This is a genomic window from Paracoccus sp. (in: a-proteobacteria) (assembly GCF_030538695.1).
Taxonomy (GTDB): Bacteria; Pseudomonadota; Alphaproteobacteria; order Rhodobacterales; family Rhodobacteraceae; genus Paracoccus.
On the sequence record NZ_JAUNTN010000025.1, the window covers coordinates 21,911 to 43,370 of the forward strand.

The 21,460-nt window shown below is 61.5% G+C and carries 24 protein-coding genes and 1 tRNA gene; 20 read left to right on the forward strand and 5 right to left on the reverse strand.

Annotated features, from left to right (window positions below; genetic code table 11):
• Positions 1–16 precede the first annotated feature (16 nt).
• The 13 genes from nuoH (at position 17) to aroA (ending at position 13,416) form a co-directional block, all read left to right on the forward strand.
• Positions 17–1,048, forward strand: coding sequence for an NADH-quinone oxidoreductase subunit NuoH (gene nuoH, locus Q4G24_RS13780; RefSeq protein WP_303367117.1), 1,032 nt, complete (start codon positions 17–19; stop codon positions 1,046–1,048).
• 3 nt (positions 1,049–1,051) lie between these two features.
• A complete protein-coding gene (nuoI, locus tag Q4G24_RS13785; RefSeq protein ID WP_303367118.1) occupies positions 1,052–1,546 on the forward strand; it encodes an NADH-quinone oxidoreductase subunit NuoI in 495 nt (164 codons plus the stop codon).
• Between the two features lie 9 nt (positions 1,547–1,555).
• Positions 1,556–1,963, forward strand: coding sequence for a carboxymuconolactone decarboxylase family protein (locus tag Q4G24_RS13790; RefSeq protein WP_303367119.1), 408 nt, complete (start codon positions 1,556–1,558; stop codon positions 1,961–1,963).
• Positions 1,960–2,562, forward strand: a complete 603-nt coding sequence (locus Q4G24_RS13795) for an NADH-quinone oxidoreductase subunit J (RefSeq protein WP_303367120.1) — start codon at positions 1,960–1,962, stop codon at positions 2,560–2,562. Before Q4G24_RS13790 ends, Q4G24_RS13795 begins: the two co-directional genes overlap by 4 nt.
• Before the next feature lie 85 nt (positions 2,563–2,647).
• Positions 2,648–2,953, forward strand: a complete 306-nt coding sequence (nuoK, locus tag Q4G24_RS13800) for an NADH-quinone oxidoreductase subunit NuoK (RefSeq protein WP_303367121.1) — start codon at positions 2,648–2,650, stop codon at positions 2,951–2,953.
• Between the two features lie 6 nt (positions 2,954–2,959).
• Positions 2,960–5,056, forward strand: coding sequence for an NADH-quinone oxidoreductase subunit L (nuoL, locus tag Q4G24_RS13805; protein WP_303367122.1), 2,097 nt, complete (start codon positions 2,960–2,962; stop codon positions 5,054–5,056).
• Between the two features lie 3 nt (positions 5,057–5,059).
• Positions 5,060–6,604: an NADH-quinone oxidoreductase subunit M gene (locus Q4G24_RS13810; RefSeq protein WP_303367123.1), complete on the forward strand. Its 1,545-nt coding sequence runs from the start codon at positions 5,060–5,062 to the stop codon at positions 6,602–6,604.
• Positions 6,605–6,615: 11 nt separating this feature from the next.
• Positions 6,616–8,085 carry an NADH-quinone oxidoreductase subunit NuoN gene (nuoN, locus tag Q4G24_RS13815; RefSeq protein WP_303367124.1) on the forward strand — a complete coding sequence of 490 codons (1,470 nt, stop codon included), beginning with the start codon at positions 6,616–6,618 and terminating at the stop codon, positions 8,083–8,085.
• Positions 8,078–8,836: a biotin--[acetyl-CoA-carboxylase] ligase gene (locus tag Q4G24_RS13820; RefSeq protein WP_303367125.1), complete on the forward strand. Its 759-nt coding sequence runs from the start codon at positions 8,078–8,080 to the stop codon at positions 8,834–8,836. Before nuoN ends, Q4G24_RS13820 begins: the two co-directional genes overlap by 8 nt.
• Before the next feature lie 3 nt (positions 8,837–8,839).
• Entirely contained in the window at positions 8,840–9,619 is a 780-nt protein-coding gene (locus Q4G24_RS13825) for a type III pantothenate kinase (protein ID WP_303367126.1), read from the forward strand.
• Positions 9,612–11,288 carry a ribonuclease J gene (locus Q4G24_RS13830; RefSeq protein WP_303367127.1) on the forward strand — a complete coding sequence of 559 codons (1,677 nt, stop codon included), beginning with the start codon at positions 9,612–9,614 and terminating at the stop codon, positions 11,286–11,288. Before Q4G24_RS13825 ends, Q4G24_RS13830 begins: the two co-directional genes overlap by 8 nt.
• Positions 11,289–11,290: 2 nt before the next feature.
• Positions 11,291–11,989 carry a tRNA (guanosine(46)-N(7))-methyltransferase TrmB gene (locus tag Q4G24_RS13835; RefSeq protein WP_303367128.1) on the forward strand — a complete coding sequence of 233 codons (699 nt, stop codon included), beginning with the start codon at positions 11,291–11,293 and terminating at the stop codon, positions 11,987–11,989.
• A 95-nt stretch (positions 11,990–12,084) separates the two neighbouring features.
• The gene (gene aroA / locus Q4G24_RS13840) at positions 12,085–13,416 is read left to right on the forward strand and encodes a 3-phosphoshikimate 1-carboxyvinyltransferase (RefSeq protein ID WP_303367129.1); all 1,332 of its coding nucleotides are present in this window, start codon (positions 12,085–12,087) and stop codon (positions 13,414–13,416) included.
• Between the two features lie 57 nt (positions 13,417–13,473).
• Here the strand turns inward: aroA and Q4G24_RS13845 are convergent, their stop codons facing one another.
• The gene (locus Q4G24_RS13845; protein ID WP_303367130.1) at positions 13,474–13,980 is read right to left on the reverse strand and encodes an Lrp/AsnC family transcriptional regulator; all 507 of its coding nucleotides are present in this window, start codon (positions 13,978–13,980) and stop codon (positions 13,474–13,476) included.
• Between the two features lie 98 nt (positions 13,981–14,078).
• On the opposite strand from Q4G24_RS13845, the gene trxB reads away from it, so the two are divergent.
• Positions 14,079–15,044, forward strand: a complete 966-nt coding sequence (gene trxB / locus Q4G24_RS13850) for a thioredoxin-disulfide reductase (protein WP_303367131.1) — start codon at positions 14,079–14,081, stop codon at positions 15,042–15,044.
• A 44-nt stretch (positions 15,045–15,088) separates the two neighbouring features.
• Here trxB and Q4G24_RS13855 read toward each other — a convergent pair whose 3' ends face one another.
• Complete coding sequence (locus Q4G24_RS13855; RefSeq protein ID WP_303367132.1) at positions 15,089–15,568, reverse strand: hypothetical protein; 480 nt, start codon at positions 15,566–15,568, stop codon at positions 15,089–15,091.
• Between the two features lie 258 nt (positions 15,569–15,826).
• Between Q4G24_RS13855 and Q4G24_RS13860 the strand changes: the two genes are divergently transcribed.
• The 3 genes from Q4G24_RS13860 (at position 15,827) to Q4G24_RS13870 (ending at position 18,547) form a co-directional block, all read left to right on the forward strand.
• Positions 15,827–17,539: a bifunctional sulfate adenylyltransferase/adenylylsulfate kinase gene (locus Q4G24_RS13860; protein ID WP_303367133.1), complete on the forward strand. Its 1,713-nt coding sequence runs from the start codon at positions 15,827–15,829 to the stop codon at positions 17,537–17,539.
• 88 nt (positions 17,540–17,627) lie between these two features.
• Positions 17,628–18,182: a hypothetical protein gene (locus Q4G24_RS13865; protein ID WP_303367134.1), complete on the forward strand. Its 555-nt coding sequence runs from the start codon at positions 17,628–17,630 to the stop codon at positions 18,180–18,182.
• Positions 18,179–18,547 carry a hypothetical protein gene (locus tag Q4G24_RS13870; protein ID WP_303367135.1) on the forward strand — a complete coding sequence of 123 codons (369 nt, stop codon included), beginning with the start codon at positions 18,179–18,181 and terminating at the stop codon, positions 18,545–18,547. Before Q4G24_RS13865 ends, Q4G24_RS13870 begins: the two co-directional genes overlap by 4 nt.
• A gap of 18 nt (positions 18,548–18,565) precedes the next feature.
• Here the strand turns inward: Q4G24_RS13870 and Q4G24_RS13875 are convergent, their stop codons facing one another.
• Together Q4G24_RS13875 and Q4G24_RS13880 are read right to left on the reverse strand one after the other, a co-directional pair.
• Positions 18,566–18,790 (reverse strand): DUF1150 family protein, encoded by a 225-nt coding sequence (locus Q4G24_RS13875; RefSeq protein ID WP_303367136.1) that lies wholly within the window; start codon positions 18,788–18,790, stop codon positions 18,566–18,568.
• Positions 18,791–18,803: 13 nt separating this feature from the next.
• Entirely contained in the window at positions 18,804–19,214 is a 411-nt protein-coding gene (locus tag Q4G24_RS13880; protein ID WP_303367137.1) for an Hsp20 family protein, read from the reverse strand.
• Positions 19,215–19,379: 165 nt separating this feature from the next.
• Between Q4G24_RS13880 and Q4G24_RS13885 the strand changes: the two genes are divergently transcribed.
• The 3 genes from Q4G24_RS13885 to Q4G24_RS13895 are packed head-to-tail and all read left to right on the forward strand — an operon-like array spanning position 19,380 to position 21,210.
• Complete coding sequence (locus Q4G24_RS13885; RefSeq protein ID WP_303367138.1) at positions 19,380–19,598, forward strand: YdcH family protein; 219 nt, start codon at positions 19,380–19,382, stop codon at positions 19,596–19,598.
• A gap of 57 nt (positions 19,599–19,655) precedes the next feature.
• On the forward strand, positions 19,656–20,156 hold the full coding sequence (gene purE, locus Q4G24_RS13890; protein WP_303367139.1) for a 5-(carboxyamino)imidazole ribonucleotide mutase: 501 nt from the start codon (positions 19,656–19,658) through the stop codon (positions 20,154–20,156).
• Positions 20,149–21,210, forward strand: coding sequence for a 5-(carboxyamino)imidazole ribonucleotide synthase (locus tag Q4G24_RS13895; protein WP_303367140.1), 1,062 nt, complete (start codon positions 20,149–20,151; stop codon positions 21,208–21,210). Before purE ends, Q4G24_RS13895 begins: the two co-directional genes overlap by 8 nt.
• Positions 21,211–21,292: 82 nt before the next feature.
• Here the strand turns inward: Q4G24_RS13895 and Q4G24_RS13900 are convergent.
• Positions 21,293–21,369, reverse strand: a tRNA-Pro gene (locus Q4G24_RS13900).
• Positions 21,370–21,460: the final 91 nt, after the last annotated feature.

Genomic DNA, 21,460 nt, shown 5'->3' on the forward strand with positions numbered 1-21,460 from the left:
GAGGGACACGATTGTAATGGCTGAATTTCTGGCATCCCCGCTTGGCATGGCCATCATCATGCTGCTGCAAGGTCTGGCCGTCATTGCCTTTGTGATGATTTCGCTGATCTTTCTGGTCTATGGCGACCGCAAGATCTGGGCCGCCGTGCAGATCCGTCGCGGTCCGAACGTGGTTGGTCCCTGGGGCCTGTTGCAGACCTTTGCCGATGCGCTGAAATATGTGCTGAAGGAAATCGTCGTGCCTGCCGGGTCCGACAAGTTTGTGTTCTTCCTTGCGCCGTTCCTGTCAATGATGCTGGCCCTGCTGGCTTGGGTGGTGATTCCCTTTGCCCCCGGCTGGGTGATGTCGAACCTGAATGTTGGCATCCTGTTCATCTTCGCCATCTCCTCGCTTGAGGTTTACGGCGTGATTATGGGCGGCTGGGCGTCGAACTCGAAATATCCGTTTCTGGCCTCGCTGCGCTCTGCTGCGCAGATGATCTCTTATGAGGTGTCGCTGGGCCTGATTATCATTGGTGTGATTATCTCGGCCGGGTCGATGAACCTGTCGGATATTGTCGAATCACAACGCGGGGCCGGGTTCCTGTCGTGGTATTGGCTGCCGCATCTGCCGATGGTTGTGCTGTTCTTTGTCTCGGCGCTGGCGGAAACCAATCGCCCGCCCTTTGACCTTGCCGAAGCCGAATCCGAGCTGGTTGCCGGTCACATGGTCGAATATTCGTCCACGCCCTACCTGCTGTATATGGCCGGCGAATATATAGCCATCTGGCTGATGTGTGCGCTGATTTCGGTGCTGTTCTTTGGCGGCTGGCTGTCGCCCATTCCGGGCATCCCGGACGGGGCGCTGTGGATGTTCGTCAAGATGGTGTTCTGGTTCTGGATGTTCGCCATGGTGAAGGCGATTGTGCCGCGGTATCGCTATGACCAGTTGATGCGCATTGGCTGGAAAGTGTTCCTGCCGCTGTCGCTGTTCTGGGTCGTGCTGATCGCGTTCCTTGCTCGTTATCAAGTGTTCGGCGGCTTCTGGGCGCGCTGGACGGGGGTTTGACCAATGGCCAATATCGACTTTGCCCGCGCCACCAAATACTTCCTGATGTGGGATTTCATCAAGGGCTTTGGCCTTGGTGTTAAGTATTTCTTTGGCCCCAAGGCCACGCTGAACTATCCCCATGAAAAGGGCCATCTGTCGCCGCGTTTCCGGGGTGAACATGCGTTGCGCCGCTATCCTAATGGCGAGGAACGCTGCATTGCCTGCAAGCTGTGCGAGGCGATCTGCCCCGCGCAGGCCATCACCATCGACGCCGAACCGCGCGAGGACGGCAGCCGCCGCACGACGCGCTATGACATCGACATGACCAAGTGCATCTATTGCGGCTTTTGTCAGGAGGCTTGCCCGGTTGATGCCATCGTCGAAGGCCCGAACTTTGAATATGCGACCGAGACCCGCGAAGAACTGTTCTATGACAAGGCCAAGCTGCTGAAAAATGGTGAAATGTGGGAATCCGAACTGGCCCGCAACATCGCTCTGGACGCGCCCTATCGCTAAGGATTTGCTGTGAACGACGCCTTTCCCAAGCTGTTTTCCCAAATGCTCCAGTCGGGGCAGGAGATGGCGCGTGCCTTTAACCCGGCGCTGGAACAACTCGACACCACGGCGTTCGAGCGGATGATCCCGACCATGCCCGCCGATATGCTGGAGATGTGGTTTGGCAAGACCTTCAACCGTGAAGGGCTGGACGCCAAAACCCGGCTTCTGCTGACCATCGGCGCGATTACCGCGCAGGGGGCGCTGGCCGCGCCGCAGTTGCGCATCACCATCCGTCACGCGCTGGCAGCCGGGGCGACGAAACGCGAAATCGCGGAAACGATCTATCAGATGAGCATGTTCGGCGGTCTGCCCGCCATGCAAAAGGCGCTGGACATCGCCGCAGATGTCTATGCCGAAGAGGAGACCGAGGAATGATGATTTTCGCCTTCTACCTGTTTGCGATCAGCGTGATCGTGTCGGGGCTGATGGTGGTGCTGTCGCGCAACCCGGTCCATTCGGTGCTGTGGCTGATTTTGGCCTTTTTCTCGGCATCGGGTCTGTTCGTCCTGCAAGGGGCCGAGTTCGTGGCGATGCTGCTGGTGATCGTCTATGTCGGCGCGGTCGCGGTGCTGTTCCTGTTCGTGGTGATGATGCTGGACGTGGATTTTGCGCAGCTTCGCGGCGAATTGGCGGGTTATCTGCCGCTGGGCCTGCTGATCGGGCTGGTGCTGCTGGCGCAGCTTGGTATCGCCTTTGGGGCCTGGCAGGTTTCGGATCAGGCGGCGGCGCTGCGGCAGGTGCCGGTTCCGGCGGAACTGCACAACACGCAGGCGATTTCGGCGGTGCTGTATGACCACTATCTGCTGGCCTTCCAGCTTGCTGGTCTGGTGCTGCTGGTGGCAATGATCGGGGCGATTTTGCTGACCCTGCGCCATCGCAAGGACATCAAACGTCAGGATGTGCTGCAACAGATGTGGCGCGACCCGGCCGAGGCGGTCAAGCTGCGGGACATCAAACCGGGGCAGGGGCTGTAAGGCCAAAGGGATTTTCCGGTCCGGCGGGGCAACGCCGGACTGGCAGGAACGATACCGGGACCGACCCGGAGAGGGGACAAAGGCGATGATCGGATTGACACATTACCTGATCGTGGGCGCGGTGCTGTTCGTCACCGGCGTTTTCGGCATTTTCGTGAACCGCAAGAACGTCATCGTCATCCTGATGTCGATTGAACTGATGCTGCTGGCGGTGAATATCAACTTTGTCGCCTTTTCGACCCATTTGGGCGACTTGGGCGGGCAGGTGTTCACGCTGTTCGTGCTGACCGTCGCTGCCGCCGAAGCCGCGATCGGTCTGGCCATTCTGGTCGTGTTCTTCCGCAACCGCGGCACGATCGAAGTCGAAGATGTCAACGTGATGAAGGGCTGAGGGGCAATGGAAAAGATCATCCTTCTTGCGCCCCTGTTCAGCGCCATCGTCGCCGGTTTTGGCTGGCGGGTGCTGACCGAAAAAGGCGCTCAATACCTGACCACGGGCGTGCTGTTCCTGATCTGCGCCTTGTCATGGATCGTGTTTCTGGGTTTTGACGGCGAAACCCGCCATATCCAGATCCTTGACTGGGTTGTGGCCGGTGATTTTACCGCAAGCTGGGGCATCCGCCTTGACCGGCTGACCGCGATCATGCTGATCGTTGTGACCAGCGTTTCGGCCTTGGTGCATATGTATTCCATCGGTTACATGGCCCATGACGAAAGTTTCGGCCATGATGCGCATTACAAGGCGCGGTTCTTTGCCTATCTGTCCTTCTTTACCTTTGCGATGCTGTCGCTGGTGACGGCGGACAACCTGCTGCAAATGTTCTTTGGCTGGGAAGGCGTGGGGGTCGCCTCTTATCTGCTGATCGGTTTTTACTATAAGAAACAATCGGCTGGTGCTGCGGCGATGAAGGCGTTCATCGTGAACCGTGTGGGCGATTTCGGCTTTCTTCTGGGGATTTTCGGGCTGTGGTGGCTGACCGGCACGATCCAGTTCGATGAAATCTTCGCGCAAATCCCGGCGCTGGCGCAGCAGAATATTCACTTCCTGTCGTGGGAGTTCAGCGCGGCCAACCTGCTGGCGCTGCTGCTGTTCATCGGTGCGATGGGGAAATCGGCGCAGTTGTTCCTGCACACCTGGTTGCCCGACGCGATGGAAGGCCCGACCCCGGTTTCGGCGCTGATCCACGCCGCCACCATGGTGACGGCTGGCGTATTCCTTGTCTGCCGGATGTCGCCACTGTATGAATTCGCGCCCGAAGCCAAGATGTTCATTGTCATCATCGGCGCAACCACGGCGCTGTTCGCCGCGACCGTCGGTCTGGTTCAGAACGACATCAAGCGCGTGATCGCTTATTCAACCTGTTCGCAGCTTGGCTATATGTTCGTTGCTGCGGGCGTGGGGGTTTACTCGGTCGCCATGTTCCACCTGCTGACCCATGCGTTTTTCAAGGCGATGCTGTTTCTGGGTGCCGGTTCGGTGATCCATGCGATGCACCATGAGCAGGACATGCGGAACTATGGCGGGCTGCGCAAAAAGATCCCGTTCACGTTCTGGATCATGATTCTTGGTACGCTGGCGATTACCGGCGTGGGGATTCCGCTGACCACTATCGGTTTTGCCGGCTTCCTGTCGAAAGATGCGGTCATCGAAAGCGCCTATGCTTCGGGGATCGGCTATGCCTTCTGGCTGCTGGTGATTGCGGCGGCGCTGACCAGTTTTTATAGCTGGCGGCTGATCTTCCTGACCTTCTTTGGCAAGCCGCGCGGCGACCATCATGCGCATGACCACGCCCATGAAAGCCCGCCGGTTATGACGATTCCGCTGGGCCTGCTGGCGATTGGTGCGATCTTCTCGGGGATGGTCTGGTATAACAGCTTCTTTGGCGACAAGGTGGAGAGCTTCTTCCACATGCCGGTGGCTGAGGCACATGCCCCCGCGACTGACGTAGCCGCGCCAGACGCCGCCGCGACGGACCATGCCCCGGTCACTGAGGATCACGCCGCAACCGAGGGCCATGCCCCGGCGACGGAAATCGCTGCGCCGGTTGGGGGCGCGATCTATATGCACCCCGACAACCATGTGCTGCATGAGGCGCATTATGTTCCGAAATGGGTGAAACTGTCGCCCTTTGTCGCTATGGTGCTGGGTCTGGTGCTGTCCTGGCTGATGTATGTCGCCTATCCAAAAGCGCCGGCGAAACTGGCTGCGGCTCAGCGTCCGCTGTATCAGTTCCTGCTGAACAAGTGGTATTTCGATGAGCTTTACGACTGGATCTTCGTGCGCCCGTCGCTGTGGCTGGGCCGGATGCTGTGGAAGGTCGGTGACATGAAAATCATCGACGGTGCCATCAACGGGCTGGCGCTTGGTCTGATCCCGCGTCTGACGCGCTTTGCCGGGCGGGTTCAGTCGGGCTATGTTTTCCACTATGCCTTTGCGATGGTGATCGGCATCGTCGGGTTGTTGCTTTGGATGATGGTGCGGGGGAGCCACTGAACCATGTCGAACCTTCTTTCCATCATCACCTTTCTGCCCATCGTTGCGGCGCTGATCCTTGGGGTTTTCCTGCGCGGCGATGATGAGGCGGCGGGCCGCAACGCCAAATGGCTGGCGCTGGTCGCCACTTCGGCTACTTTCCTGATCTCGCTGTTCGTGCTGTTCGGCTTTGATCCGGCCAACACCGGCTTCCAGTTTGTCGAGGAACGGCCGTGGATCATGGGCCTGAACTACAAACTGGGCGTGGACGGGATTTCGGTCCTGTTCGTGATGCTGACCACCTTCCTGATGCCGCTGGTGATCCTGTCGGCATGGCATGTCACCACCCGCGTCAAGGAATATATGATCGCCTTTCTGGTCCTCGAAGGGCTGATGATCGGCGTGTTCGTGGCGCTGGATCTGGTGCTGTTCTATCTGTTCTTCGAGGCTGGGCTGATCCCGATGTTCCTGATTATCGGGATCTGGGGCGGCGCGAACCGGATTTATGCGGCGTTCAAGTTCTTCCTCTACACCTTCCTCGGCTCGGTGCTGATGCTGGTGGCGATGATTGCGATGTTCCGCATTTCGGGGACGACCGACATTCCGGCGCTCTTGGGGTATGAGTTCGCCTCGGATCCGCTGATGGTGGTGGGCTGGACCATTCCGGGCGGGTTGCAAATGCTGCTGTTCATCGCCTTCTTTGCCAGTTTCGCGGTCAAGATGCCGATGTGGCCGGTGCATACCTGGTTGCCGGATGCGCACGTTCAGGCGCCGACCGCTGGTTCGGTCGTGCTGGCCGCCGTGTTGCTGAAGATGGGCGGCTATGGTTTCCTGCGTTTCAGCCTGCCGATGTTCCCGGTAGCCAGCGATATGCTGACGCCTTTCGTGCTGTGGCTGTCGGCCATTGCGGTGGTCTATACCTCGCTGGTGGCGCTGGTCCAGTCGGATATGAAAAAGCTGATCGCTTACTCCTCGGTCGCGCATATGGGTTACGTCACCGCCGGGATTTTCGCGGCCAATCAGGTCGGCGTGGATGGCGCGATTTTCCAGATGCTCAGCCACGGGTTCATCTCGGGCGCGCTGTTTCTCTGCGTCGGCGTGATTTATGACCGGATGCACACGCGTGAGATCGACGCCTATGGCGGGTTGGTCAACCGGATGCCGAAATACGCGCTGATCTTCATGTTCTTCACCATGGCCAACGTCGGTTTGCCCGGCACCTCGGGTTTCGTGGGTGAGTTTCTGACCCTGCTTGGCGTGTTCCGTGTCGATACCTGGGTGGCGCTGGTGATGACCTCGGGGGTGATCCTGTCGGCGTCCTATGCGCTGTGGCTTTACCGTCGCGTCACCTTTGGCGAGCTGCTGAAGGAAAGCCTGAAAACCATCACCGACATGACCGTGCGTGAGCGTTGGATTTTCGTGCCGCTGGTGGTGATGACGCTGCTGCTTGGGGTTTACCCGCGGCTTGTCACCGACATCACCGGCCCCAGCGTTCAGGCGCTGCTGACCAATTACCACCAAAGCCTGCCTGTCGCGGTTGATGCCGCCCCGGCCGAAGCCAGCCACTGAGGGGACACGAGATGAGTTCGCTTGATTTTCAAACGATCCTGCCCGAGTTCCTGCTGGCGCTTTACGCGCTTCTGGCGCTCTTGGCTGGTGCCTATCTGGGCAAGGACAAGCTGGCACGGGGCCTGTTGTGGCTGACGGTTGCGGTGCTTTTGGCGCTGGCGGCGATGGTCGGGATGCGCGGCACCGGGGCGACGACGGCCTTCTTTGGCCAGTTCACCGATGATGCCTTCGCCCGCTTTGCCAAGGCCGTGACCCTGACCGCCGCCGCCGCCGTTCTGGCGATGAGCGCGGATTATCTGGACCGCCGCGGGATGCTGCGGTTCGAGTTTCCGATCCTTGTCGCGCTGGCCGTGCTGGGCATGATGATGATGATTTCGGCGGGCGATCTGCTGATCCTCTATATGGGGCTGGAGCTGCAATCGCTGTCGCTTTACGTCATTGCCGCCATGCGCCGCGAAAGCGTGAAATCGTCCGAGGCGGGGCTGAAATATTTCGTTCTTGGCGCACTGTCCTCGGGGCTGCTGCTGTATGGGGCGTCGCTGGTTTACGGCTTTGCCGGGACCACCTCTTTCGCCGGGATTTTGCAGACCATCGACGGCGGTCAGATGTCGATTGGCCTGCTGTTCGGTTTGGTGTTCCTGCTGGTCGGCCTGGCGTTCAAGGTTAGCGCGGTGCCGTTCCATATGTGGACGCCGGATGTTTACGAAGGCTCGCCCACGCCGGTGACGGCCTTTTTTGCCACCGCGCCCAAGGTTGCAGCCATGGCGCTGATCGCTCGGCTGATGTTCGATGCGTTTGGTCATGTCACCGCTGATTGGGGCCAGATCATTGCGCTGCTGGCGGTGCTGTCGATGTTCCTTGGCTCGATTGCCGGGATCGGACAGACGGACATCAAGCGGCTGATGGCCTATTCCTCGATCGCGCATATGGGCTTTGCGCTGGTGGGGCTTGCGGCTGGCACGGTCTATGGTGTGCAGGCAATGCTGATCTATATGGCGATTTATGTGGTGATGAATGTCGGCGCCTTTGCCGTGATCCTGTCGCTGTCGCGTGACGGTCAGCCGGTCACAAAGCTGACGGATCTGAACCAGTTTGCCAAAGCGGACCCCGTCAAGGCTGCTGCCTTGCTGGTGCTGATGTTCAGCCTTGCCGGTGTGCCGCCGCTTCTGGGCTTTTTCGCCAAGTTTGCGGTGCTGAATGCGGCGGTGCAATCGGGTATGGCGTGGCTGGCGGTGCTGGGGGTGATCGCCTCGGTGATCGGCGCGTTCTATTACCTGCGCATCGTTTATTACATGTATTTCGGTGACGAATCCGAAGGCGTCGAGGCGCGGATGAGCCTGCCGCAATATGTGCTGATGCTGGCTTCGGCGGCCTTTATCCTGCTGGGCGTGTTTGGCATGTTCGGGCTGGAGGATGCGGCGGGCCGTGCGGCGGAATCGCTGGTTGGCCCGGCGGTTGCGGCTGTTGCTCAAGGTGGCTGAGTGGCCTGACGGCGTTGGCCGGCACATTCTGCCGCGTTGCGACAGCACCAATGCCGAAGCCCTGCGGCTGGCCCCGAACCTCAGCAATCCGGCATGGATTATGACCCGCGAGCAAGTCGCGGGTCGTGGTCGTCGTGGCCGGGCATGGGTTTCAGGCCTGCGCAATTTCGCGGCTTCGCTGGCGTTACGCCCCGTTGGGCCGCCGGCGCAGGTGGCGCAGCTTTCCTTTGTTGCGGCGCTGGCTTTGCATGAGGCGCTGGCGCAGGTGGCTGGCCCCTCGGCGCGGCTGGCACTGAAATGGCCCAATGATGTGCTTCTGAACGGCGGCAAGGTCGCTGGTATCCTGCTGGAAAGTGCCGGGCGCGGTCCGCAGGTCGATGCGCTGGCCTTGGGTATTGGTGTCAACCTTGCCAGCGCCCCCGATGCTGCGGCGCTGGAGCCGGGGGCGCTGCGTCCGGTCAGTCTGGCTGCGGAAACCGGGGCGAATGTCAGCCCGGATGATTTCCTTGACCTGCTGGCCCCGGCCTTTGCGGGGTGGCAGGCCGTCCATGCCGCACAGGGTTTTGCCCCGATCCGGCAGGCATGGCTGGCCCGCGCTGCACGCTTGGGCGAGCAGATCACCGCTCGCACCGGCGCAACCGAACAGACCGGCATTTTCGAGGGCATCGACCCCGATGGTGCGCTGATCCTGACCACTGCCGCCGGGCGCAGCGTGATTGCGGCGGCCGATGTTCATTTCCCGAAGGGCTGATCTATGCTGTTGTGTATCGACTGCGGGAACACCAACACGATGTTTTCCATCTGGGACGGGCGCAAGTTCATCTCGCACTGGCGGATCTCGACCAACCACACCCGGACGGCGGATGAATATTACACCTGGCTGCAAACGCTGATCTCTGTTCAGCATTTCGACCTGGACATCAGCGATTGCATCATCAGCGCCACCGCGCCGCGTGTGGTCTTTAACCTGCGGGTGCTGTGCAACCGTTATTTCAACACCCGCCCACTGGTGGTTGGCAAGCCAGAGGTGGCGCTGCCGGTGCCGCCTCGGGTCGAGCCGGGCACGACGGTTGGTCCCGACCGGCTGGTGAATACGGTTGGCGCGTTTGACCGTCACGGCGGCGATCTGATTGTTGTCGATTACGGCACCGCGACGACGCTGGATGTGGTGGACCATGACGGTGCTTATATTGGTGGGGTGATTGCGCCGGGGGTAAATACTTCGCTTGAGGCGCTGCATATGGCCGCCGCCGCGCTGCCGCATGTTGACGTTACCATGCCCGAAAAGGTGATCGGGCAGAATACGGTTTCCTGTATCCAGTCAGGGATTTACTGGGGTTATATCGGCCTGATCGAAGGGCTGACAAAAAGAATACGGGCCGAGCGTGACCGCCCGATGAAGGTCATCGCAACCGGGGGCCTTGCGCCGCTGTTCGATCAGGGTTTCGACCTGTTCGACGCGATCGAGGATGACTTGACCGTTCATGGTCTCCGGCTGATCTGGAACTATAACAAGGAGAACGGGCATGTCTGAACGCCTGATCTATCTGCCCCTTGGCGGGGCGGGCGAAATCGGAATGAACGCCTATGTTTACGGCTATGGCAAACCGGGGCAGGAGCGCCTGATTCTGGTCGATATGGGCGTGACCTTTGGCGATATGGACGGCTCGCCCGGCATTGATCTGATTATGCCGGATTTGGACTGGCTGGCCGCGAACCGCGACCGGCTGGAGGCGGTTTTCATCACCCATGGTCACGAAGATCACGTCGGCGCGGTCGGGCATCTGTATCACAAGCTGCAAGTGCCGATCTATGCGCGGCCCTTTACCGCGACGCTGGCCCGGATGAAGCTGGAGGAGGCCGGCCAGCCCACCGACAACCTGCGCGTCACCGGCCCCCGGCCCGAGGTCACGCGGCTTGGCCCCTTTACGGTGCAATTCGTGCCGATCAGCCATTCCATCCCCGAAAGCTCGGCGCTGTTGATCGACACACCTGCCGGGCGGATCGTGCATACCGGCGATTTCAAGCTGGACGGCAGCCCGGTGGTGGGCGAGGCTTTTGACCCGATCCTGTGGCATGAAATCGCCCATGAAGGCCGGGGCGTTAAAGTGATGACCTGCGATTCGACCAATGTGTTCAGCCCCAATCCGGGCCGTTCCGAGGCGTTGCTGGCCAATCCGCTGCTGGATTTCGTGATGGCGCAGCCGAATATGGTGGTGGCGACGACATTCGCCAGCAACATCGCCCGGCTGAAATCGCTGGCCGAGGCCGGGCAGGCGGCGGGCCGTCAGGTCTGTTTGCTGGGTCGGGCCATGCGCAAGATGGTGACGGCAGCGATCGAGACCGGCATCCTGACCAAGTTCCCGCCGGTCATTGGTCCTGAACAGGCCAGCGAATTGCCGCGCGATAAGGTGATGCTGATTGTCACCGGCTCGCAGGGGGAACGCCGCGCGGCTTCGGCGCAGCTCTCGCGCGGGCGCTATCTTGGGTTGCAGTTGAAAGAGGGCGACAGCTTTCTGTTCAGCTCGAAAACCATCCCCGGAAATGAGCGTGGTGTGATCCGCATTATGAACGCCTTCTCCGAAATGGGCGTCGATGTCTTTGATGCTGATGATGGCGTTTACCACGTTTCCGGTCATGCCAACCGCCCCGACATCGAGGCGATGCACGACCTGCTGAAACCGGAGATTCTGATTCCTATGCATGGCGAGCATATGCATCTGCGTGAGCATATGAAGATCGCGGAAAGCAAGGGGATCGCCTCGGCGGTGGTGGTGAACGGCACCATGCTGGACCTGACGGGCGAGCGCCCGCGCGTGGTTGATGAGATCGAGACCGGGCGGGTCTATCTGGACGGCTCGGTGCTGATCGGGGCCATGGATGGGGTGGTGCGCGACCGTATCCGCATGGCGCTGAACGGTCACGCGCTGGTCTCGGTGATCGTGGATGAGGGCGACAACCTGCTGCCCGATGCCTGGGTCGAGCTGATGGGCCTGCCCGCGCGGGGCCGGGCCGGTGTGCCGCTGGATCGCCATATCGAGGCCGAACTGGCCGAGTTTCTGGAACGCGCCGACGCGAAAACCGTGGCCAATGACGACAAGCTGGATGAGGCCATCCGCAAGATCACCCGGCAGGTCACGATGGAGGAAATCGGCAAAAAGCCCGAAGTCACCGTCACCATCAGCCGCCTGACCGCCGATTAACCATGTCTGACAGCGATTTCCCGATCCCGCCGCAGCGGAATTTTTACGGCCGCCGACATGGGAAAACCCTGCGCGGCAGCCAAAAGGGCTATCTGGCCGAAGACCTTGGAGAGTTGCGCCCGGCGCGCATCCACCCCGAGGAAAACCCGGACCGCAGCCCGGTCAACCCCGCCGACTGGTTCGGGGATGATCGGCCCGTCTGGCTGGAAATCGGCTTTGGCGGCGGTGAGCATATGGTGCATATGGCTGCGTGTTACCCTGACATCGGGATTGTGGGGTGTGAGCCGTTCATCAATGGCGTGGCCATGCTGCTGGGCAAGATCCGTGCGGCAGGGGTGTCGAATGTCTCGGTCCATCCGGGCGACGCGCGGGATCTGATGGATGTGCTGCCTGATGGTGCGATTGCGCGGGCGTTTCTGAACTATCCCGACCCGTGGCCGAAGGCCCGCCACCACCGCCGCCGCTTTGTGACGCCGGAACATCTTTTACCGCTGCGCCGGGTGATGGCGCCGGGGGCCGAGTTCCGGGTGGCGACCGACATCCCCGACTATATGCGCCAGACGCTTGAGGAAGTGCCAAAGGCCGGGTTCACGCTGGTGCATGAAGGCCCGGATGCATGGGATGACTGGATCAGCACCCGTTACGAACAAAAAGCCCTGCGCGAAGGCCGGGTGCCGCATTACGCGACCTTCCGGCGCTGACGCGCCGGTGCCTCCGGCGGGGATATTTATGGACAAAAGATGCTGGCAGGCGGGGCGCGGTTTGCGCTATCACGCGGGCAACAAAGAGGTGTGCCATGTCCCATTCCGCTGATCCCCGCCCGATGACCGCCCGCCGCTCTGGCCCGCTTGCTGGCGTGGCGCAGGTGCCGGGGGATAAATCCGTCAGCCACCGGGCGCTGATCCTTGGCGCGCTGGCGGTGGGACGGACCCATATCACCGGGTTGCTGGAGGGCGAGGACGTGCTGGATACGGCCAAGGCGATGGCCGCCTTTGGCGCAACGGTGGAACGTGTCGGGCCGGGGGAATGGCTGGTCGATGGCGTGGGTGTCGGTGGTTTTGCAGAACCCGAAGGCGTGATCGACTGCGGCAATTCCGGCACCGGCGTGCGGCTGATCATGGGGGCGATGGCGACCACGCCGATTACCGCCACCTTTACCGGCGATGCCAGCCTGTCGCGCCGTCCGATGCGCCGTGTGACCGACCCGCTGGCGCTGTTCGGGGCGCAGATCACGGCGCGGGAGGGCGGCCTGTTGCCGGTGACGATCCGGGGCGCGGCGGATGCGGTGCCGCTGCGTTATGCGACGCCGGTGCCTTCGGCGCAGGTGAAATCGGCGGCGCTGCTGGCCGGGCTGAATGCGCGCGGGCAAACCGTGGTGATCGAGCGCGAACCGACCCGCGACCATACCGAACGGATGCTGCGTGGTTTTGGTGCGACCGTGACCACCGAACACACCGATGAAGGCCATGTCATTACCCTGACCGGCCAGCCGGAACTGCGCCCTTGCGCGGTCGCCGTTCCGCGCGATCCGTCCAGCGCGGCCTTTCCTGTGGCTGCGGCGCTGATCGTGCCGGGGTCGGAAATCCGTGTGCCGGGCGTCAGCCGCAACCCGACGCGCGATGGTCTTTATATCACGCTAGAGGAGATGGGCGCCAATCTGACATGGGAAAACACGCGCGAAGAAGGCGGCGAGCCGGTTGCCGATCTGATCGTGCGCCACGGCCCGCTGAAGGGCGTGACCGTCCCCGCCGAACGCGCCGCCAGCATGATTGACGAGTTTCCGATCCTGTCGGTGATTGCTGCCTTTGCCGATGGTCCCACGGTGATGAATGGCGTGGCAGAACTGCGGGTCAAGGAATCCGACCGGATCGACGCGATGGCCCGCGGGCTGGAGCTGAACGGTGCGAAGGTCGAGGAAACCCGCGACAGCCTGACCGTTCATGGTCAGGGCGGTTTGCCCGGCGGCGGCACCGCCGTCACCCATCTGGATCACCGCATCGCCATGTCGTTTCTGATTGCCGGGCTGGCCTCGGATCAGCCGATCAGCGTCGATGACGGCAGCCCGATTGCCACCAGCTTCCCGGATTTTGTGCCGCTGATGCAGGGGCTTGGCGCGGATTTGGGCTGACCCGCCTATCTTTTGTCCCTAAATATCCCCGCCGGAGGCAAGGGGGCGCAGCCCCCTTTACGGTTGTTCCGCCATCCGTTGTTCCAGAATGTCGAACGGAACGCCGGGTTCATCCTTGGCGCCCCGGATCACCAGCGAGGTCTTGACGCTGGCCACATTCGCTGCGCCGGTCAGGTCTTGCATCAAGAACCGCTGGAACGTGGACAGGTCGGGCGAGACGCATTTCAGGATAAAGTCAATTTCGCCGTTCAGCATGTGACATTCGCGGACCAGAGGCCAGCCGCGGGCTTGTTCTTCAAAGGCGGACAGGTCGCGCTCGGACTGGCTGTTCAGGCGGACCATGGCGAAAACCTGCACCTCGAACCCCAATTCGCGCGGGTCCACATCGGCGTGATAGCCACGGATGAAGCCCTGTTCCTCCAGCGCGCGGACGCGGCGCAGGCAGGGTGGGGCCGAGATCCCGACGCGGCGGGCCAGTTCAACATTGGTCATCCGCCCGTCGGCCTGCAATTCCGCAAGAATCCTGCGATCTATGTCATCCAGCCGGGCCACGTTTTCCACCATGTTGAAAATCTTGCCGGAAACTACCTTAGATGGCTTGTCTGCGCAATATTATTTCTGCTGTTCGCAACCATTGCGGCGGGGCCTGTCAGCCCTTAGCTATGCGGCAAAGACATGAGGATGCCATGACCGAGACCAAGCACACCCGCCTTCTGATCGTCGGCTCTGGCCCTGCGGGCTATACCGCCGGGGTCTATGCCGCCCGTGCGATGCTGAACCCGCTGCTGATTCAGGGGATGCAGCCCGGTGGCCAGTTGACCATCACCACCGAGGTCGAGAACTGGCCCGGCGATACCTCGGTGCAAGGCCCCGAACTGATGGTGCGGATGGAAGCCCACGCCCGCGAGATGGGGACCGAGATCGTCACCGATCTGGTGATGAAACTGGACCTTGGCCAACGGCCGTTTGTTGCGGAATGTGATTCCGGCCTGCGGGTGACGGCGGATGCGGTGATTCTGGCGACCGGGGCGCAGGCGCGCTGGCTGGGCCTGCCGTCGGAAGAAAAGTTCAAAGGCTTTGGCGTCAGCGCTTGTGCGACCTGCGACGGGTTCTTTTACCGCAACAAGCCGGTGATCGTCGTCGGTGGCGGCAATACGGCGGTCGAGGAGGCCCTGTTCCTGACCAATTTCGCCAGCAAGGTCACTCTGGTTCACCGCCGCGACAGCCTGCGGGCCGAAAAGATCATGCAGGACCGGCTGTTCAAGAACCCCAAGGTCGAGGTCATCTGGGATCACGAATTGGAACTGGTCAAGGGCGATGAGACGCCTTTGGGGGTCACGGGTGCCGTTCTGCGCTCGGTCAAGGATGGTGCGGCGCAAGAGGTCGCAGCGGATGGGATTTTCATTGCCATCGGCCATGCTCCGGCCAGCGAATTGGTCCGCGATCAACTGGAATTGCACAATGGCGGCTATGTAAAGGTTCAGCCCGGCACCACGCGGACCAGTATTCCCGGCGTGTTTGCGGCGGGTGATCTGACCGATGACGTTTACCGTCAGGCCGTCACCAGCGCAGGCATGGGCTGCATGGCGGCGCTGGATGCAGAACGCTGGCTGGCGGAACAGGAATAAACGTCAAAGGCCCGCCGGAACAGGCGGGCCTTTGGCTTTGGGCTTTATCGCGCCCCGCCGGATCGTTTGCGCGAGGCCAGCTCGCCCGAATGATCCAGCGCCCCGGAAGGGGCCTGCCGCAGATGGGTCTCGGCCATGGCCTTCTTGCCCTTGTCAGCATCCGGGTCGTGCGGATGCAGCGGGCCGCCGGTTTCCATCATCGGATTGACCTTCTGATCCTCTGCATCTTCGGCATCGGCTTCGACGCCCCGGCTGTCCCGCTCGCTGCGGGCGCGGTCCAGCGCCTCGTTCAGATAGGCGTGCTTGCTGCGGGTGCCGGCATTGCCCTGATCGGCCCGGCTTTGACGGTCGCCAATGTCTCGGGCGCGATTGCGGCGGTCGCGCAGCCGGGAAATCAGATCGGACAGGTCGCGGTCTGACAAAGCCCCCAAAGCAGGTTGGCGGGCCTGATCGGCCAGTTCCAACTCGTCACGGGTCAGGGCGCGTTTTTCCTCGGCGCTGGCGGGTGCGTCTGCTTTGGTCATGTTTTCATTCCCTTTTCACCTATTACCCTAAGATAACAGGTCAGGCGCGGATGGGTTCCCGAATTGGGGTCGAAGCTGCCCGGCGGAATGTCGCCGGACTCTCAAACGGTCGTGAAAAAGCGCAAAATCGTAAAAGAATACGGTTGATTTGTGAGGGGTTGCGGTCTAATGGCCGCTGCAAGCCCGTGCAGGTCCGCTGCAACGGGCATCGTGCTCATTCCCGGCCGGACCCCTCGGCCGCAACCGCGAGAAGCTGCCATGACCGCCGAACCGAACCTTGTTCCCATTCCCGAATTGTATGTCTCGCCCGAGTCGGCCAAGAAGCTGAAGGACGAGGCTGGCAATATGCCGTCCTGGGACCTGACCCCGCGCCAGATCTGCGATCTGGAGCTGCTGATGAACGGCGGTTTCTATCCGCTGAAGGGCTTTCTGACCGAGGCCGATTACAACGGTGTCGTCGAAGACATGCGGCTGGAAGATGGTTCGCTCTGGCCCATGCCGATCACCCTGGACGTGAACGAAGGTTTTGCTGAAACGGTTCAGCCGGGGCAGGACATCGCCCTGCGTGACGCCGAGGGTGTCATTCTGGCGATCATGTCCGTCACCGACAAATGGGAGCCGAACAAAGCGCGTGAGGCTGAGAAGGTGTTCGGTGCGGATGATCTGGCGCATCCGGCGGTGAATTACCTGCACAACACCGCAGGCAAGATCTATCTGGGCGGCCCGGTCAAGGGTCTGCAATCCCCGATGCACTATGATTTCCGCGCGCGCCGCGACACCCCGAACGAGCTGCGCGCGCAGTTCCGCAAGCTGGGCTGGCGCAAGGTCGTGGCCTTCCAGACCCGCAACCCGCTGCACCGCGCCCATCAGGAACTGACCTTCCGCGCCGCGCGCGAGGCGCAGGCCAACCTGCTGATCCATCCGGTCGTCGGCATGACCAAGCCGGGCGATGTGGACCATTTCACCCGCGTGCGCTGCTATGAGGCGGTTCTGGACAAATACCCGTCCTCGACCACCGCGCTGTCGCTGCTGAACCTGGCCATGCGTATGGCTGGCCCGCGTGAAGCCGTCTGGCACGGGCTGATCCGCCGCAACCATGGCGTGACCCATTTCATCGTTGGCCGCGACCACGCTGGCCCCGGCAAGAACTCGGCTGGTGAGGATTTCTACGGTCCTTATGACGCGCAGGAGCTGTTCCGCAAGCACGAGGACGAGATCGGCGTGAAAATGGTCGATTTCAAACACATGGTCTATGTGCAGGAACGCGCTCAGTATGAGCCGGCGGATGAGATCGAAGAAGGTGTCACCGTGCTGAACATCTCGGGGACGGAATTGCGCCGCCGCCTGCGTGAAGGGCTGGAAATCCCGGAATGGTTCAGCTTCCCCGAGGTTGTGCGCGAGTTGCGCCGGAACTCTCCGCCGCGTGCGCAGCAGGGCTTCACCGTGTTTTTCACCGGCCTGTCCGGCTCCGGCAAATCGACCATTGCGAACGCGCTGATGGTCAAGCTGATGGAAATGGGCGGCCGTCCGGTCACGCTGCTGGATGGTGATGTGGTGCGCAAGCATCTGTCGTCCGAGCTGGGCTTCAGCAAGGAACACCGTGACATCAACATCAAGCGCATCGGCTATGTCGCGTCGGAGATCACCAAGAACGGTGGTATCGCCATCTGCGCCCCGATCGCGCCCTATACCGCGACCCGCCGTGCTGTGCGCGAGATGATCGAGGCCTTTGGTGCCTTTGTCGAGGTCCATGTCTCGACCCCGGTCGAAGAATGTGAGCGCCGCGACCGCAAGGGCCTGTATAAGCTGGCCCGCGAAGGCAAGATCAAAGAGTTCACCGGGATTTCGGACCCCTACGAAGACCCGCAGAACCCGGAACTGCGCGTCGATACCAGCGACATCGACGTGGACAATGCCGCGCATCAGGTGCTGCTGAAGCTGGAAGCAATGGGCCTGATCGGTCTGAACTGATCCCGGCTTTCAGTGCGAAAATACAAAGCCCCGGTCTTTCGCCGGGGCTTTTGCATATGGGATCGTTAAAGCCGCAAGTGTTAAGTGTTTGATTTTATGGCCTGTTCTGGTCGGGCTGCGGATCATGGAAAATGTGATCCCTGTTGAGATTGATGATTCTGCCTTTGAATGGGTCAGCGAATGTGCTGGCCTTGGCTATGATGCTCAGGCCATGCGGGCACGGATTGGTGATATTCTGGCCGATGCCCGACTTCGGGACACGCTGCTGCCCGATGTGCGCAGCCGTAATGCGATTCCGGTCGCGCAGAAACCGGGGGCGCTGCTGGTCTGGCCGTCTGAAATCGGCGCGGGTCAATTGATCCTGCTGCTGCACTTCGATGATGGGCAGCCCTGTCTGACCGGGCTGTGGCCCTCGCTGTCCGGTGGGGCCAAGGTGATCGCTGAAATCGCCGGCATGATCCGGTCCAGCGACGCGCATCAGGCTTATGTCGGGCTGAGGATTCCGGGGTTTGAGGATATGCTGCTTTGGGCCAAGCTGCCGGAATATGCGTCCGCTGCCGGGTTATGGGAGACGGGGGTAAGCATGATTTCCGCATTATTGGCCTGCCTCTGGATGTGGGGCTGGCGGATACGCAGCCGGTGATCCTGACGCCAGAGGCGGGGCATTTTCAGGTTCTGGTCGATCATGGCGCGCCAGTCGAGGCTGACGGCAACATTCATTTCCAGACCAAAGGTCTGGCCAGCCTGATTCCGCATGAGGAGGGCGGCCCGACGGCCTGCTATTTCCGCGGCACCATCCGGGCCTTGCGCCCCGGCGGCAGGTTTTTGGAAAAGGAATACATGATTGCGGATGTGGTGGCCCTGCGCAGCCCCGATCCAGATGCAGAATATGCGCTGGGTATCGTGCTGGTGCCGGGGCTTTGGCCTGATCTGCCCGACCCGCAGGTGGGCGATGATATTCATGGCATTGCGCTGTTTCCGGCAATGGCGATTGGCTCGGTCCGTTGATGCGGACCGAGCCAGGGTTCAATGCACGCTGACCGGGGCCATGTCGTTCTGGCGGGCCAGGATGAAGGCCGTGCTGCGGTCGCGCACCAGTGCCAGCCGCTCGCCATTCACGCCATAGACGGCATAAAGGCTGTCCAGACCGGGGGCCTGTTCGCGGACTTCTTCGGGCAGGGCGTCCATTTGGATGCGGCGGATATAGACGGTTTGGGTGCCGTCATCGTTAAGGTTAAACGTCGTGTTCATCACTGATCCCCTTTCACTTGCGGCTGATCGGTATGGTTTGGACAACCTGCTGCGGTTCTTCGCGGCGCAGGTCGATATTCAAAAGGCCGTTTTCCATGCCTGCGCCCATGATCTCGACCCCATCGGCCAGCACAAAGCGGCGCTGAAAGGCACGCGCGGCAATGCCCCGGTGCAGAAACACCCGTTCGTCGGATGTTTCGGGTTGGCGACCACGGATCACCAGCTGGCGATCCTCCAGGGTGATGGTCAGATCATCTTCGGCAAAGCCGGCAACGGCCAGCGTAATTCGGAACCCATCGGGGGCGATGTGTTCGATGTTATAGGGCGGATACCCCTCGGACCCCTTGGCTGCGCGTTCGGCCAGTCGTTCCAGCTGGTCGAAGCCCAGCAGATAGGGGTGGGTTCCCAGTGAAACCTTGCTCATGCCGTTCCTTTCCCAAAAGCGATGGCATCTGACAGGCCCCGATTGCGGCAGCCTGTGGCTTTAATATGTGTGCGGCATGGCTTTCCTGCAAGGGCAGACAAGTTTTGCATTAACAGATGCATCGGGCCGGGCTATAATCTTGAAAAACCGCTCAGAGCCGCCGCCATGAACGCCATGCATGAAATGTCTCACGAAGAAATCGCCCGCACCCGGCTGGAGATGCTGCGCCGCGAACATCGTGATCTGGATGCCGCGATTTCTGCGCTGGCCGGGACCGGCACCAGTTGCAACCTGACGCTGCAACGGCTGAAAAAGCAAAAACTGGCGTTAAAGGACCGCATCAGCCGTCTGGAAGACGATCTGACCCCCGACATCATCGCCTGATTGCAGCGGATCGCCCGCGCGTATATGCCGGTTTCACAAGGCATAAGGGGGCAAGCGATGCAATTTCCAGATAAGGCGCCGCCGGTCGGCATCATCATGGGCAGCCAATCCGACTGGCCCACCATGCGCGAGGCGGCCGTGATTCTGGACGATCTTGGCGTGGCTTATGAGACCTTTATCGTCAGCGCCCATCGCACCCCGGACCGGCTGTGGGATTACGGCAAACAGGCCGCCGCGCGTGGCTTGCGGGTGATTGTTGCCGGGGCAGGGGGCGCGGCGCATCTGCCGGGAATGATGGCCTCGAAAACGCGTATTCCGGTGGTGGGCGTGCCGATTCAGACGCGGGCCTTGTCGGGCGTGGACAGCCTCTATTCCATCGTGCAGATGCCCAAGGGTTTCCCGGTGGCGACCATGGCCATTGGCGCGGCGGGGGCCGCCAATGCCGGGCTGATGGCGGCGGGTATTCTGGCGATCAGCGACCCTGCGCTGGCGCAGCGATTGGACGACTGGCGCGCGGCGCTGTCCGCATCCATCCCCGAGGTGCCGCGCGATGAATAAGCCTTTGCAGCCCGGCGCGGTGATCGGGATTCTGGGTGGCGGTCAGCTTGGCCGAATGCTGTCGGTTGCGGCCAGCCGCCTTGGTTATCGCTGCCATATCTATGAACCTGCTGCGGATTGTCCGGCGGCGCAGGTCGCGGAAAGATGCGTGACGGCGGGTTATGATGATGCGGCGGCGCTGCGGGCCTTTGCCGAAGGCGTCGATGTTATCACCTATGAGTTCGAGAATATCCCGACCGAGGCGCTGGATCTGCTTGAGACCCTGCGCCCGATCCGTCCGAACCGCCGGGCGCTGGCGGTGTCGCAGGACCGGCTGGCGGAAAAGGACTTTCTGACCGGGCTTGGCCTGCGCTGCGCCCCCTATCGCGCGGTGGACGATGCGGCGACGCTGGCGCTTGCGCAGGCAGAGCTGGGGCGGGGTATCCTGAAAACCCGGCGGCTGGGCTATGACGGCAAGGGCCAGTTGCGGCTGTCCCCCGGCGATGATGCGGCGGCTGCCTGGGCGCAGATCGCTGCGCCTGCGGTGCTGGAAGGGTTCATCAGTTTCAGCGCCGAGATCAGCGTGATTGTGGCGCGGGCGGCGGATGGTCAGGTTGCGGCTTTTGATCCGGGTCTGAACGTCCACCGCGACGGGATTCTGGCGACCACCACCGTGCCTTGCGGCCTGCCCGCGCGGCTGCTGACCGATGCGGTTCTGATGGCCGGTCAGATCGTCAATGCGCTGGATTATGTCGGCGTCATGGGAGTTGAGCTGTTCGTGACGCCTGAGAGCCTGCTGGTGAATGAAATTGCGCCCCGAGTGCATAATTCCGGCCATTGGACGCAGGCGGGCTGCACCGTCGATCAGTTCGAGCAGCACATCCGCGCCGTGGCTGGCCTGCCGCTGGGTGACGGTCGCCGCTATGCTGATGTGGTGATGGAAAACCTGATCGGTGCCGATATGGACCGCCTGCCTGACCTGCTGACCCAGCCGGACACGCAGATCCACCTTTATGGCAAACCCGAGGTCCGCGCAGGCCGCAAAATGGGCCATGTGAACCGGATTATGCGCTGAGGCTGACGTAGCGCATGCTCCCCGGCTCTGTGCTGATGCGCAAAGGGTTGAACCGTCGCGGGGAAATATCATTCGGGAAAACTGGTCGGAGCGAGAGGATTCGAACCTCCGACCCCCTGCTCCCGAAGCAGGTGCGCTACCAGGCTGCGCTACGCTCCGACCGTGACGGGGCAGGTAGCGCGGGCGGGGGGGGATTGCAAGAGGGAAGTTGCGGCCAGGCCATGATTTTTGCATTGCCGGTGCGGATTGT

What these genes read in the sequence shown, in the direction of transcription:
- nuoI (WP_303367118.1), top strand. Translation starts at nt 1,052, where the DNA reads ATGGCCAATATCGACTTTGCCCGCGCCACCAAATACTTCCTGATGTGG.
- trxB (WP_303367131.1), top strand. Translation starts at nt 14,079, where the DNA reads ATGCGGCAAAGACATGAGGATGCCATGACCGAGACCAAGCACACCCGC.
- nuoL (WP_303367122.1), top strand. Translation starts at nt 2,960, where the DNA reads ATGGAAAAGATCATCCTTCTTGCGCCCCTGTTCAGCGCCATCGTCGCC.
- aroA (WP_303367129.1), top strand. Translation starts at nt 12,085, where the DNA reads ATGTCCCATTCCGCTGATCCCCGCCCGATGACCGCCCGCCGCTCTGGC.
- nuoK (WP_303367121.1), top strand. Translation starts at nt 2,648, where the DNA reads ATGATCGGATTGACACATTACCTGATCGTGGGCGCGGTGCTGTTCGTC.
- purE (WP_303367139.1), top strand. Translation starts at nt 19,656, where the DNA reads ATGCAATTTCCAGATAAGGCGCCGCCGGTCGGCATCATCATGGGCAGC.
- Q4G24_RS13825 (WP_303367126.1), top strand. Translation starts at nt 8,840, where the DNA reads ATGCTGTTGTGTATCGACTGCGGGAACACCAACACGATGTTTTCCATC.
- Q4G24_RS13875 (WP_303367136.1), bottom strand. Translation starts at nt 18,790, where the DNA reads ATGAACACGACGTTTAACCTTAACGATGACGGCACCCAAACCGTCTAT.
- nuoH (WP_303367117.1), top strand. Translation starts at nt 17, where the DNA reads ATGGCTGAATTTCTGGCATCCCCGCTTGGCATGGCCATCATCATGCTG.
- nuoN (WP_303367124.1), top strand. Translation starts at nt 6,616, where the DNA reads ATGAGTTCGCTTGATTTTCAAACGATCCTGCCCGAGTTCCTGCTGGCG.
- Q4G24_RS13855 (WP_303367132.1), bottom strand. Translation starts at nt 15,568, where the DNA reads ATGACCAAAGCAGACGCACCCGCCAGCGCCGAGGAAAAACGCGCCCTG.
- Q4G24_RS13835 (WP_303367128.1), top strand. Translation starts at nt 11,291, where the DNA reads ATGTCTGACAGCGATTTCCCGATCCCGCCGCAGCGGAATTTTTACGGC.
- Q4G24_RS13845 (WP_303367130.1), bottom strand. Translation starts at nt 13,980, where the DNA reads ATGGTGGAAAACGTGGCCCGGCTGGATGACATAGATCGCAGGATTCTT.
- Q4G24_RS13880 (WP_303367137.1), bottom strand. Translation starts at nt 19,214, where the DNA reads ATGAGCAAGGTTTCACTGGGAACCCACCCCTATCTGCTGGGCTTCGAC.
- Q4G24_RS13895 (WP_303367140.1), top strand. Translation starts at nt 20,149, where the DNA reads ATGAATAAGCCTTTGCAGCCCGGCGCGGTGATCGGGATTCTGGGTGGC.
- Q4G24_RS13795 (WP_303367120.1), top strand. Translation starts at nt 1,960, where the DNA reads ATGATGATTTTCGCCTTCTACCTGTTTGCGATCAGCGTGATCGTGTCG.
- Q4G24_RS13860 (WP_303367133.1), top strand. Translation starts at nt 15,827, where the DNA reads ATGACCGCCGAACCGAACCTTGTTCCCATTCCCGAATTGTATGTCTCG.
- Q4G24_RS13830 (WP_303367127.1), top strand. Translation starts at nt 9,612, where the DNA reads ATGTCTGAACGCCTGATCTATCTGCCCCTTGGCGGGGCGGGCGAAATC.
- Q4G24_RS13810 (WP_303367123.1), top strand. Translation starts at nt 5,060, where the DNA reads ATGTCGAACCTTCTTTCCATCATCACCTTTCTGCCCATCGTTGCGGCG.
- Q4G24_RS13885 (WP_303367138.1), top strand. Translation starts at nt 19,380, where the DNA reads ATGAACGCCATGCATGAAATGTCTCACGAAGAAATCGCCCGCACCCGG.